The sequence below is a fragment of the Herbaspirillum lusitanum P6-12 genome (assembly GCF_000256565.1).
Classification (GTDB): Bacteria; Pseudomonadota; Gammaproteobacteria; order Burkholderiales; family Burkholderiaceae_D; genus Herbaspirillum; species Herbaspirillum lusitanum.
This window is the reverse complement of the sequence record NZ_AJHH01000389.1, coordinates 1-12,556: the sequence shown is the minus strand read 5'-3', so window position 1 is coordinate 12,556 and position 12,556 is coordinate 1. Positions and strand designations below refer to the sequence as shown.

The following is a 12,556-nucleotide window of genomic DNA, read 5'->3' as shown; positions in this document are numbered from 1 at the left end:
GCGCGCGCGCGCGCGCGCGCGCGCGTTGCAGGTCGCTGGCGTAGATGGCGTCGAGCGGCTCGTTACCGAGCGCCCGGCCCAGCGCCGCCGCCTGCCGCTGCCCTTCGGCGTTGAGCGGGATGTCGATGTGGCCTTGCAGGCGCTTGTCGACGTTCCAGTCGGTTTCACCGTGGCGGATCAGCAGGATGTCCGTGGTTGCAGCGGTTGCAGTCGTGGCGGTCATGGCGCGTTACGGTATTTATTTGATCAGGTCCGGGTTAAGCGTGTACGTGCCGGTGATCGCTGCCTGCCCCAGCACATGGCCTTGCAGCGCGTTGCGCACGTCGGTGCCGGTGAACTTGCCGGTGACGGTAAGTTGCTCCTGGTCGATGGCGTACAGCGTGAAGATGTAACGGTGCGCGATGGCGTCGTTCCATGGCGGACATGGGCCGTCGTAGCCGAAGTAATCGCCGCTCATGTCGCCGTCGCCGGCAAACCAGCTGGTGTAATCGTTGAGGCCGTGACGCGCGCCCGACAGCGGATCGCCGGGAATCGCCGGACCGGCCTTGCCGCGCGTGGTGACGGCGCTGCTGAATTGCCCCGCGGCCAGTTCGCTTACGCCGGGTGGTATATCGACCAGCGTCCAGTGGAAGAAGTCGACCCGCGGCAGATCGGCCGGCACGGTCTTTCCTTCCTGGTTGACGTCGTCGCCGCGCGACGGCACGTCCGGATCATGCATGACCAGCACCAGCGACCTGGTCCCGGGAGGCAGATCGCTCCAGGCCAGGTGGGGATTCCTGTTCGACGACAGGGCCACGTGACTTTTGGGATCGGGAACGGCGAAGGTGAATTCGCCCGGAATGACTGCGCCGTCCTGAAAAGAATCGCTCCAGAGTTTCATGTGTGCTCTCCTTTGAAAATCAGCCTGCTGTTGAATGCTATCGGAATGCGGCGCCGGCCATCAAGCCGCCGGCTTCAGCTGCAGCCAGAACGTGACGGGGCCGTCATTGGTTAGCGACACTTGCATGTCGGCGCCGAAACGACCGGTCTCCACCACGCCGTGCCTGGCTTTCGCCTGGGCGACAAAATGGTCGAACAGTTGGCGGCCTTCCGCCGGCGCGGCTGCCGGCGTGAAGGACGGCCGCGTGCCGGAGCGGGTATCGGCCGCCAGCGTGAATTGCGGCACCAGCAGCAAGCCGCCCTGCACGTCGGTCACGCTGCGGTTCATCTTGCCCGCATCGTCGGCAAACACGCGATAGGCCAACAACTTGGTCAGCAGCGCATCGGCTTCCCTGACGGTGTCGCCGCGTTCGGCGCAGACCAGCACCATCAGGCCGGGGCCGATGGCGCCGATTTGCTCGCCTTCCACTACGACATCGGCTTTGCGGACTCGTTGCAACAATCCGATCATGACGCTGCTACCGGTGCTGTCGCGGTCGTTCTCATTGTGACAAGGTCACGCGGGCGAACTTGCGCTTGCCGACCTGCACCACGAACACACCCGCTTCGACCTTCAGCCCCTTGTCGCTGATCACCGTGCCGTCGATGCGCACGCCGCCCTGCTCCACCATGCGCAGGGCTTCCGAAGTGGAAGCGCACAGGTTGGTTTGCTTGAGCAACTGGCCGATGCCCAGCGGCGCCCCGGTCAGGCTGACTTCCGGCACGTCGTCCGGAATGCCACCCTTGGAGCGGTTGACGAAATCGGCCAGCGCGTCTTCGGCGGCCTGTTGCGAGTGGAAGCGCGTGACGATTTCCTGCGCCAGCGCGACCTTGATGTCGCGCGGGTTCTTGCCGGCGGCGACATCGGCCTTGAAGCCGGCGATGTCGGCAATCGAACGGAACGACAACAGCTCGTAATAACGCCACATCATCACGTCGGAGATGCTCATTACCTTGGCGAACATGGTGTTGGCCGGCTCGGTGATGCCGATGTAATTGTTCTTGGACTTGGACATCTTGTCGACGCCGTCCAGGCCTTCCAGCAACGGCATGGTCAGGATGCATTGCGGCTCCTGGCCGAAATCCTTTTGCAGCTCGCGACCGACCAGCAGGTTGAACTTCTGGTCGGTGCCGCCGAGCTCGAGATCGGACTTCAGCGCGACCGAATCGTAGCCCTGCATCAGCGGATACAGGAATTCATGCACGGAAATCGGCGTGCCTTCCTTGAAGCGCTTGGTGAAATCATCGCGCTCCATCATGCGCGCCACGGTGTAGCGCGAGGCCAGCTGGATCATGCCGCGGCTGCCGAGCGGGTCGCACCATTCCGAGTTGTAGCGGATCTCGGTTTTGGCCGCGTCCAGCACCAGGCTGGCCTGGGCGAAATAGGTCTTGGCGTTGACTTCGATCTGCTCACGCGTCAGTGGCGGGCGGGTGGCGTTGCGGCCGGACGGGTCGCCGATCATCGAGGTGAAATCGCCAATCAGGAAAATCACGTTGTGACCGAGGTCCTGCAACTGGCGCATCTTGTTCAATACCACGGTATGGCCCAGATGCAGATCGGGTGCAGTCGGGTCCAGGCCCAGCTTGATGCGCAGCGGCTGGCCGCTCTTTTCGGCACGCGCAAGTTTTTGCGCAAATTCGCTTTCGATGAGCAACTCGTCGACGCCGCGCTTGGTGATGGCCAGCGCTTCCTGGACTTTATCGGACAGGGGCAGAGGGGCTTGAGGTGTAAGTTGTTCGGCGGTCATTGATATAACTAAAAAATAGGCTTTTGTAGGACAGTACCGGATTGACGCTTTGCTATAATCACGCTTTTCGTCTTTCTGCCGCACGCCATCTTAGAAGCGCAATCAGCAGAGAATTTAGCATTCATCGCCTGTCGAGAATCTGTAAAAAGCGTGCGTCATCGGGGAGTCATTGACGACGCTTGCGGTTGAATGGCAACCTGATTGGCCGGTATATGTTTCACCTACCGGCGACGCGGAACGATCCGCCCATCTCATTGCCATCCTGCAACAGAATTCGGAACAAGCGTAAACGGTAGATTTTAACGTATTGCATGTTCCCTAAAGATAAATTCGCGCGCGCCGCCTCCCTGTACCGCACTACCCATCTCTTCTGCCAGGAGAAATTCCACGGCTCTTCCCGCAAGACCAAGATCCTGTCCGCCGGCGCCCTGTTCCTCGGCGCCTTCACGATCGGCGCCGCCGGCTTCGCCCCGGCCGAGCCGGACACCTCCGATGCGCCGGTCCACGCTATCGTCAAGGACCTGGCCTTGCCTGATTTGCAACAGCAGATCGCACAACTGGCTGACCGTGAAGAGTTTTACGTCAACGAAGAAAAAGTCCGCTCCGGCGACACGCTGGCGACCTTGCTGACACGCCTGGGCGTGGACGACGAGGCGGCCGCCAACTTCATCAAGTCCGATACCCTGGCGCGCGCGGTCATGCAGTTGCGCGCCGGCAAGCGCGTGATGGCGCGCACCTCCGAAGACGGCGAGCTGCAGCAGCTGACGGCGACGCTGAGCGACGGCCGCGACGGCCAAGCGGTCAACAATCTCGTGATCGAGCGCAGCGGCGACAGCTTCAAGGCCAGCACCGCGCCGGCCGTGCTGGAACGTCGCGTCGAAATGCGCTCCGGCCAGATCCGCTCGTCGCTGTTCGCGGCGACCGACAATGCGCAGATCCCGGACAGCGTGGCGACCCAACTGGTCGACATGTTCTCCACCAACATCAACTTCGCGTCCGACCTGCGCCGCGGCGACCGCTTCAACGTGGTCTATGAAACCTTCTACAACAATGGCGAACCGGTGCGGCCGCGTGCTGGCAGGCGAATTCAGCAACGCCGGCAATACCTATCAGGCGGTCTGGTTCGACGAACCGGGCAGCAAGATCGGCGGCGGGTATTACTCGTTCGACGGCAAGTCGCTGAAGAAAGCCTTCCTCAAGTCGCCGTTGGCCTTCACACGTATTTCATCGGGCTTCTCGATGCGCGTGCACCCCATCCTCGGCATCTGGAAGCAGCACACCGGCGTCGATTTTGCGGCGCCGACCGGCACGCCTATCCATGCGTCCGGCGACGGCGTGGTTGACTTCGTCGGCAAGCAAAACGGCTACGGCAACATCGTCGTGATCAAGCACTGGAACAATTACTCAACCGCTTACGGCCACATGAGCCGCTTCGCCACCGGCCTGCGCAAGGGCGACAAGATCAGCCAGGGTGAAGTGATCGGCTTTGTCGGCATGACCGGCTGGGCTACCGGCCCGCACCTGCACTACGAATTCCGCGTCAGCAACGTGCCGCGCAATCCGCTGTCGGTTGACGTGCCGAATGCGCAACCGCTGAGCGGCGGCCAACTGGCCCGTTTCCGCGCCGTCTCGACCGACATGAACCGCCGCCTGTCGCTGTTGCGTCCGCCCGGCGAGAACGGCAGCGTGACCCTGGCGTCGCGCTGACCCCAACCTACGGGACGTCAAAACCGGTGAGGGAATCGCTGTAAAATTGCAGCGACTCCATCACCGGTTTTTTTTATGTCCGCCGAACTCTCCTCACCGCAGCGCTCCGCGTCTTCCTCCCTTTATATCGGGCTGATGTCCGGCACCAGCCTGGACGGCGTCGACGGCGTGCTGGCCTCGCTACCCGACGACGGCCAGCCGATGGCGACGCTGGCGACGGCCTACGTGCCGTTCCCGCAAGATTTGCGGGCGGCGCTGATGGCCTTGCAGGCCAACGGCGAAAATGAATTGCAGCGAGAAGCATTGGCGGCGAATCAGTTGGCCAATCACTACGCGCAATGCGTGGCGCAACTGCTTGAAAAAAGCGCGATCCCTGCGGCCTACATCCGCGCGGTCGGCGTGCACGGGCAGACCATCCGCCATCGCCCCGAGCTCGGCTACACGCGCCAGACCAATAATCCCAGCCTGCTGGCCGAACTGTGCGGCATCGATGTCATCGCCGACTTCCGCAGCCGCGACGTTGCCGCGGCCAAGGCGCACCGCTGGTGCCGGCCTTCCATCAGGCGGTATTTGGCAGCGACAACGACATGCGCGTGGCGGTCAACATCGGCGGCATCAGCAACATCAGCATCCTGCCGGCCGGCAAGCAAGCCGCCACCTCAGGCTTCGACACCGGTCCCGGCAATGTATTGATGGATGCGTGGATCGCGCGACATCAGGGCCAAAGCTATGACGCCGATGGCGCCTGGGGCGCTTCGGGAAAAGTCAATGCAACCTTGCTGGCGGCTTTGCGCAGCGACGCCTATTTCGCGCTGCCACCGCCCAAGAGCACCGGCCGCGACCTGTTCCATATTGAATGGCTGGAAGCGCGTCTGGCGGATTTCCCGCCACTGTCGCCGGTCGACGTGCAGGCAACGCTGACCGCCTTCACCGCCACCACCATCGCTGACGCAATCGTCGCCCATGCACCTGCTGCCGCAGCGCTGTATGTCTGCGGCGGCGGTGCTTACAACGGGTATTTGCTGGAATTGCTGGCGCAGGCCTTGCAAACCGGCGCGGGCCGCACGATTCCGGTCATGTCGACCGAAGTGCTGGGCGTGGCGCCGAATCACGTGGAGGCGCTGGCCTTCGCCTGGCTGGCGCAACGTTTTTGCCTGCGCTTGCCGGGAAACCTGCCGGCCGTCACCGGCGCTCGCGGCCTGCGCGTATTGGGCGGACTCTATCCCGCGCAGTAGGCGCAGCAGTTACCGCACTAGTTACAACCCTCAATATCGATACACGCGGCCGCCGTCCACGCGAACACGGTCGCCCGCGCGCAGATTATCGGTGCTGTCTTGCGCGAAACTCTGCATGGAGCCGTCGTTCATGCGCACCCGGATATTGTAGACCTCGCGTCCGCTGTGATTCTTTTGCACCTGGTTGCCCACCACGCCGCCGCCCACGGCGCCGGCCACTGTGGCTGCGGTCCGGCCCGAGCCGCTACCGATCTGGTTGCCCAGCAGCCCGCCTACCACACCGCCAACAACGGCGCCGCCCACACCATTGCTTTGCTGATGGCTGACCTCGATATCTTCGATGACTCCGGTATTGGCGTTGGAATAGGCCGGTGGCGGATTGCCTCCCACGGGGGCCGAACGATAATCCGGTCCGCCGGCACAACCGTTCAGCAACGCGAGCATGCTCAAGCCGACCACGAGCAGGGAAATGTAATGGTGTTTCATGCCGATATCCTTTATGCATCCGTGCCCTTTGCAAGGCGATGGATCCATTGTTCCCCGGTCACCCCGGAGGCGGCATCGGCAAACGACGCAAGTTGCTGTCAGACATCGCCTCATGCTGCGGCGCGAGGAGGCAACAACGCTGAGGTTCGCGGAAGAAGGGAGAGGATACCGGCGCGCTGGCGCCGGGCGCGCTCAACGGACGATCAGTTGAGCCAGCCGCGCCGGCGGAAATACCAGAACGGCGCGATGGCCGAAGCAATCATCATGGCAATCGCCAAGGGATAGCCCCCGGCCCAATGCAGCTCCGGCATCCAGTCGAAGTTCATGCCGTAGATGCTGGCGATCAACGTCGGCGGCAGGAAGGCGACCGAGGCCACCGAGAATATCTTGATGATCTTGTTCTGATTGATGTTGATGAAGCCGACGGTGGCGTCCATCAGGAAGTTGATCTTGTCGAACAGGAAGGCAGTATGGCCGTCCAGCGATTCGATGTCGCGCAGGATCTGGCGCGCATCCTCGAACTGGTCCGAACTGAGCAGGCGGCCGCGCATCAGGAAACTGACCGCGCGGCGCGTATCCATCATGTTGCGGCGGATGCGGCCGTTCAAATCTTCTTCGTGGGCGATGGCGTTGAGCACTTCGGCGGCGGCCTGGTCGGACAGGCTTTTCTTGAGCACGCTGTGGCTGACCGTTTCGAGCTTCTGGTAAATGCCTTCGAGCGCGTCGGCCGAATACTCGGCGTCGGTTTCGTACAAATCCAGCAGCACGTCGCGGTAGTCGCCGATCGAACCGGGGCGCGAACGGGCGCGCATGCGCACCAGGCGGAACACCGGCAAGTCTTCGGCATGCATGGAAAACAGGATGTTGCGCGCCAGGATGAAGGCCACGGTCATGGTGGCCGAGGTGTCGTCATCGCCTTCAAACAGGAAATCGGTGCGCAGGTGCAGGTCGCCGTTCTCGGCTTCGAAATAGCGCGCCGAGGCTTCGATGTCGCTGAACTCGTCTTCGTCGGGCAGCGTCACGCCGTAGATGCTCTTGACCCAGGCGCGCTCGTCGTCGGTGGGCTCGGTCAGGTCGACCCAGACTGGCGCAGCCGTTTCCAGATCGCTGCGGCTGTCGATGTTGACCTGGTTCAGTCGACCGTTCTGCAAAACAAAAACATTAATCATGTGATCTCACTGTCAGGACAAGACGACTGAAGATGCTGGCGGGCCGGTTAACAAAACTTGCAGAAACTTGCAGAATCGACATGCACTGCAATGGGGCCGCCCGCGAAACGAACGCAAGTGTACGTTTTAGCTCCACGGCAGGCAAGCACGTTCCTGCAGCGGCGACGTCCGGGCGATCTATTTCTTCGCTGCCGACTTGGCGACCGGCTTGGTGGCGGGCTTTTCCACCGGTTTGGCCGGCGGCAGTTCGGCTGCGTTCATGCGGCGCAGGATCAGGCCGGTGCGATTGGCGAGGTAGGCCGAGCCGGGATTCTTGTCGTAAAAGCGCGGCCGCGGCAGCATCACCGCCAGGCGCGCCGCCTGGCTGGGACCGAGATTGGCGGCGGGCGCGCCATAGTAATGCAGCGACGCGGCTTCGGCGCCGAACACGCCGTTGCCCCACTCCACCACGTTGAGATAGATCTCGAAGATGCGTTGCTTGTCCATCAGGAACTCAAGCATGTAGGTGATGATGAATTCCTGTGCCTTGCGCAGGTAGCTGCGTTCGCCCGACAGGAACAGGTTCTTGGCCAGCTGCTGGGTGATGGTCGAGCCGCCGGCCACCACCTTGCCCTTCCTGGTGTTCTTTTCGTACGCCTTTTGCAACGCATCCCAGTCGACGCCTTCATGCTCGGAGAAGTTGGAATCCTCCGACGCGATGATGGCGCGCTTGAGGTTGTTGGAAATGCGGTTGTACGGCACCCACTTGAATTGCAGCTGCGCATTGGGATTCTTTTCCTGCAGCAGCGACAACTGGTGGCGCATGAAGCTGGTGGAGCCGGGATTGTGGTCGACCCACCACCAGATCTGCACGAAGAAATACAGTTGCAGCAGAAACAGCAAGGTGATCGGCAGGACGATCAGCCACAGGAACAGCTTGCGCAGGAGCTTCATTTTCTGGTGTTGTTATCTGAGTTTGGCGTTATGCGGAGAAGCGTAGTCGGTGCAGCGCAAAGTCGCAAGCGGGGGGCTGCGATTTCGCTATTGGCTGAGTTGCCGGCGCAACGCGGTAAATACCCCGGCGGTCTCCGGACGCACGCCGCGCCACAGCAGGAACGCTTCGGCAGCCTGCTCAACCAGCATCCCCAGGCCGTCGCGCACATGGGCGCCGTGCTGCTGGGCGCTCTGCATGAAGACGGTGGGGCCGCGTCCATACATCATGTCGTAGGCCAGCGTCTCGCTGCCATAGACCGACGGCGGCAGCGGCGGCAAGTCGTCGGACAGGCTGGCCGAGGTGGCGTTGACGATGACATCGAAGGCCCCCTCGAGCCCGGCAAAGGTGGTGCTGCGCACCGGGCCATAGGCGGCGAATTGCGTGGCCAGTTCCTCGGCCCGGGAGGCAGTGCGATTGACCACCACCAGTTCGGCCGGACGCTGCTGCAGCAAGGGCAACAAGGCGCCGCGCGAGGCCCCGCCTGCACCCAGCAGGAGGATGCGGCGGCCCTGCAGGGCCTGGCCGGCGTTGACCATGATGTCGGTGACCAGGCCGGCGCCATCGGTGTTGTCGCCGAGGATGCAGCCCTCTTCGAACTTGAAGGTATTGACCGCACCGGCCAGGCGCGCGCGCTCGGTCAACTGGTCGGCCAGGGCATGCGCCTCCAGCTTGAAGGGCACGGTGATGTTGGCGCCGCGTCCGCCACGCCGCTGGAACACCTGCACCGCCGCCTTGAAACCGTGCAGCGGGACCAGCAGGCGCTCGTAGCTCATCGACTGGCCGGTCTGGGCGGCAAAACGCGCATGGATATCGGGGGATTTGCTGTGGGCAATGGGATTGCCGATGACGACGTATGCATCCATGGTGCCGGCCTTCTTGTGTTCTTAGTTGGAACTGCTCAAATCGGTTTGCAGCGTCTCTTCACGCGTGAAGCGGAAGCGCGTGATGACTTCCCAGATGTCATCCTTGCCGCCGGTGGTGCGCATGTTGTCGGGGAAGCGGCCGAACGGCGCCGAGCGCCGCACGATGGTCAGCGCCGCCGCGTCCAGCGCCAGGTTGCCGGAACTGCGTTCGACCCGCACGCCGCCTTCCTTGTCGTAAATGCTGCCGTCCTGGTACACCGGAATATAAATCACCAGTTCGCCGTACAGCTTCTTGCCGTCCCGCTGCGGGAAATTCAGCGTGCCGATTTTTTCGATCTTTTCCTGCAGCGCCTTGTAGTACATCGCGTAGCCGGCTTCACGCGTGCGCGCGGTGATCTGGGTCTTCTTCGGCCGCTTGTTGTATTCCTCGATGTTCTTGGCGACTTCGGCTTCCATGCGCGCGACCGCCTTGGCGGTGTCGAGCAGGTCCTTGGCATTCAACTGCGGCTGCACTTCCTTGTGCGGCTCGCGCTCGGGCGTGGCGACCACGGGCGCGTTCTTGTTCATCTGCGCGAGAATCTTCTGCTGCTGCGCTTCGAGCTCGGCCACCTTGCGCTGCGCCGCCTTGACGCTGTCGCCGGTTTCGACCTTGCGCATGTCCGGCAAGGGCGACTTGGCGCGGCCCTGGTTGGCGTTGCCGCCGCCGTCGAGATTGGCTTGCGCGATCGCATCGGCCTTGACCGGCGCCTTGTCGTGCTTGGCGTTGACCAGGATCACTTCCAGCCCGGGATCGGCCGGCTTGAGGCGGAACGCGTCCGGCGCGGCAAACCGCACCGCCAGCAAGGCCGCGTGCACCAGCACGGACCCGGCGATGGCGATGGTCAAAAAGCGGTTTTCAGCGAAAAATTTCACAGGCGCATGGACAAAGAATAAAACGCGATTTTACGACAAAGACCGGCTCATTCCGCAGCGGAAGGCGCGCCTGCGGTTTGGTCGCCGGCGGCAGGTTCGGCCTCGCCAGCCTCATCCGCAACAGGCTCGTCGGCAGCATTCTTCATGCCGTCGAGCAAGGCTTCCTCTTCTTCGTCCATCGGCTCTGCGCCCTCAGCCGGCTGCGCGGCCGGGATGTCCAGCAGGCGCGCCTCCACCGTCAGGTCGACTTCATCCCAGCGCAGCAGATCGAGCTTGACCTGCAGGCCGCGTGCGACCTGCGGCATGCCCGGCAAACGAATCACCAGCGGGATGTCGACCAGACGCAGGATTTCGTCCTTGAGCACGACGGCGTCGACCTGGCGCGCTTGCTCTTGCGCCAGCCAGCGCAGGCACCAGTAGCGTTCCATGCCGGACTGGAAGTCGGCATAGCCGGAGTACGCCGAGTCGAAACCGGAGACGATCGCGAACAGGTCGGCGTCGCGGGGCTTGAACGGCGCCGCCAGCGGTGCGGTCACGCCGTGCTCGAGACAGGCCAGTATCTGCCATTGATTGACCAGGTCGGTATAACGACGCAGCGGCGACGTGCTCCACGCGTATTGGTCGACGCCCAGCCCCTGATGCGGCGCGGCATGCGTGACCATGCGCACCTGCATCTTGGCGGCCCAGCCTCCGGCCCCTCCGCCCTGTGCGCGATAGATGCCCGGCACGCCGTGGTCGGCCATGAACTTGCCCCAGGTGCTGTTGGCGAAGATCATCAGCTCGGCGACGATCTTGTCGAGCGGCGAAACTTTCGCGCTTGGCCATGCGGCCCTGTTCCAGCACCTGCACCCATTGCCACAGCAGCGTGATGTCGTCCTTGTGCGGATACTCGCCGCTGTTGTTCGCCAGCGCCTCTTCCGTGACCAGCGCGTCGAGATCGTTGTGGCGCAGGTTGGCGGAAATCGGCACGATCTCGGCGCGCGTCTCGGTCGAGATTACCGACCAGTCAGCCGGATTGAGCGTGGCGTAGAGCGACAGCGCCGGGCAGTTCTTGCCTTCGTCGAGCGTGAAGGCTTCGACCAGCACGTCGGGCAGCATGGTGATCTTTTCGCCCGGCATGTAGACGGTCGACATGCGCTGGCGCGCGATCGCGTCGAGCGCATCGTCGCGCTTGATGCCGAGGCCGGGTGCGGCGATGTGGATGCCGACGCGCACATTGCCGTCGGCCAGCCTGACCACCGACAGCGCATCGTCGATTTCGGTCGTGGTGACGTCGTCGATGGAGAACGCCTGCACGTCGGCCAGCGGCAGATCCTTCGGCACGGCCGGGATCGTCACTTCAGGGAAGCCGCTGCCTTTGGGGAAGAACTCGAACAGGAACTTGGCGTAATGCAAATCCTTGGGCGAAGCGAGACCGCCGGTTTGCAGCATCAGGCGCTGCGGCGTGGTCTGCAATTCCTTGCAGGCAGCGTCGAGGGCCTTGAATTCGATGCTGTTCTTGTCGGGACGGAACAGCAAGGTCAGCGCCAGCGGTTTGAAGGACTCGGGCAACTTGCCGGCTTTCAACTCGTCGACGTATTGCGCCTGCACCAGCGCCTGCTGCTTCTTCTTTTCCAGACCGGCCTGAGCCGCCTGCAGCGAAGCCAGCGGCGCCGCCTTGTAGCGGCCCTTGCCCTTCTTGTAAAAATAAATCGGCGCCGAATGCAGGCGCAACAGCAGGCCGGCCGCTTCGTGCGGCAGCGGCGCGTGGCCGAAATACTCGGTGCCCAGTTCGGCGAAACCGAACTCGTCTTCGCCTGCGACTTCCCACAGGAAATCGAGGTCGATGTCCTGCAGGACGGCTTGCGCCTCCTCCAGCAACTGGGCCGGGGCCGGCGATGCGAATTGCAGCATCACGTCCTTGGACTTGACCTTGGTGCGCTTGCCGGAAGCCATTTCGACCTGATAGGCCTCGCCTTGCTGCGACAGCACGGCGCCAGCCTTGAAATCGCCGGATTCTTCAAAAAATAAATTCATCGGGTGCTTGCTTGCGTATTCAATGCCATCAGTTTGCTGAGGGCGGGTAAAAAAACATCGGTCACCAGCATGACGCTGCCGTGGCGACGGAACAGGGAGCGGCGCGCATACAGCGGTAGCTGAGGCGGCAACTTGGAACGGAGATCAATCACGGTGCCGATGCGGCGCACCAGCGGATGATTGGCATGCAGACGCGCGTACTGCGGCGCGCGCGTGACCAAAGGATCGGAAAACAAGCTGGCGCCCAGCGGCCGCACGCCGAGATGGCGGAAGAACGGCCATGCCGAGGCCGATGCCAGCGGCGTCACCGTATGTCCGAAGATCACCGGTTCGCCGTCGCAATACAGAATCACGTCGCGCTCTTCGACCGGCTGGCGCGGCGTTGCCAAACCGAGAAATCCTGCCTCGTCGGCTTGCGCATTGCCGGGACGCTGACGCAGGCGCAGCACGCGCAATTCATTGCAGCGGGCGCGCAGCTTGAACGTCATCGAACCGGGATCGGTCAGCCATGCGCGCAACTGCGGCGCCG

Annotated in this window: 10 protein-coding genes and 3 pseudogenes; 2 read left to right on the top strand and 11 right to left on the bottom strand. The window is 62.9% G+C overall.

Going from position 1 to position 12,556, the window contains the following annotated elements:
• The 4 genes from HLUSI_RS0112420 to tyrS form a co-directional block, all read right to left on the bottom strand.
• Positions 1 to 223, bottom strand: a 223-nt coding sequence (locus tag HLUSI_RS0112420; protein WP_029363448.1) for a histidine phosphatase family protein, incomplete at its 3' end; no start/stop codon positions are given.
• Positions 224 to 238: 15 nt separating this feature from the next.
• Entirely contained in the window at positions 239 to 880 is a 642-nt protein-coding gene (locus HLUSI_RS0112415; RefSeq protein ID WP_016834282.1) for a YbhB/YbcL family Raf kinase inhibitor-like protein, read from the bottom strand.
• Positions 881 to 940: 60 nt separating this feature from the next.
• Complete coding sequence (gene dtd, locus HLUSI_RS0112410; RefSeq protein WP_016834281.1) at positions 941 to 1,390, bottom strand: D-aminoacyl-tRNA deacylase; 450 nt, start codon at positions 1,388 to 1,390, stop codon at positions 941 to 943.
• 31 nt (positions 1,391 to 1,421) lie between these two features.
• The gene (gene tyrS / locus HLUSI_RS0112405) at positions 1,422 to 2,666 is read right to left on the bottom strand and encodes a tyrosine--tRNA ligase (protein ID WP_016834280.1); all 1,245 of its coding nucleotides are present in this window, start codon (positions 2,664 to 2,666) and stop codon (positions 1,422 to 1,424) included.
• A 311-nt stretch (positions 2,667 to 2,977) separates the two neighbouring features.
• Here tyrS and HLUSI_RS28385 point away from each other — a divergent pair.
• Together HLUSI_RS28385 and HLUSI_RS28380 are read left to right on the top strand one after the other, a co-directional pair.
• A pseudogene (locus HLUSI_RS28385) lies at positions 2,978 to 4,373 on the top strand (peptidoglycan DD-metalloendopeptidase family protein).
• 75 nt (positions 4,374 to 4,448) lie between these two features.
• A pseudogene (locus HLUSI_RS28380) lies at positions 4,449 to 5,608 on the top strand (anhydro-N-acetylmuramic acid kinase).
• A gap of 30 nt (positions 5,609 to 5,638) precedes the next feature.
• Here the strand turns inward: HLUSI_RS28380 and HLUSI_RS0112390 are convergent.
• The 7 genes and pseudogenes from HLUSI_RS0112390 to HLUSI_RS0112360 form a co-directional block, all read right to left on the bottom strand.
• Positions 5,639 to 6,094, bottom strand: a complete 456-nt coding sequence (locus HLUSI_RS0112390) for a glycine zipper 2TM domain-containing protein (RefSeq protein WP_016834277.1) — start codon at positions 6,092 to 6,094, stop codon at positions 5,639 to 5,641.
• A 203-nt stretch (positions 6,095 to 6,297) separates the two neighbouring features.
• Complete coding sequence (corA, locus tag HLUSI_RS0112385; protein ID WP_016834276.1) at positions 6,298 to 7,263, bottom strand: magnesium/cobalt transporter CorA; 966 nt, start codon at positions 7,261 to 7,263, stop codon at positions 6,298 to 6,300.
• 177 nt (positions 7,264 to 7,440) lie between these two features.
• The gene (gene mtgA / locus HLUSI_RS0112380; protein ID WP_016834275.1) at positions 7,441 to 8,196 is read right to left on the bottom strand and encodes a monofunctional biosynthetic peptidoglycan transglycosylase; all 756 of its coding nucleotides are present in this window, start codon (positions 8,194 to 8,196) and stop codon (positions 7,441 to 7,443) included.
• A gap of 87 nt (positions 8,197 to 8,283) precedes the next feature.
• Positions 8,284 to 9,099, bottom strand: a complete 816-nt coding sequence (gene aroE, locus HLUSI_RS0112375; protein ID WP_016834274.1) for a shikimate dehydrogenase — start codon at positions 9,097 to 9,099, stop codon at positions 8,284 to 8,286.
• Positions 9,100 to 9,120: 21 nt separating this feature from the next.
• Positions 9,121 to 10,011, bottom strand: coding sequence for a TonB C-terminal domain-containing protein (locus HLUSI_RS0112370; RefSeq protein ID WP_016834273.1), 891 nt, complete (start codon positions 10,009 to 10,011; stop codon positions 9,121 to 9,123).
• A 47-nt stretch (positions 10,012 to 10,058) separates the two neighbouring features.
• Positions 10,059 to 12,027, bottom strand: a pseudogene (locus HLUSI_RS28375) (ribonuclease catalytic domain-containing protein).
• On the bottom strand, positions 12,024 to 12,556 hold a 533-nt coding region (locus tag HLUSI_RS0112360), incomplete at its 5' end, for a chorismate--pyruvate lyase family protein (protein WP_016834272.1). The pseudogene HLUSI_RS28375 and the gene HLUSI_RS0112360, both read right to left, overlap by 4 nt.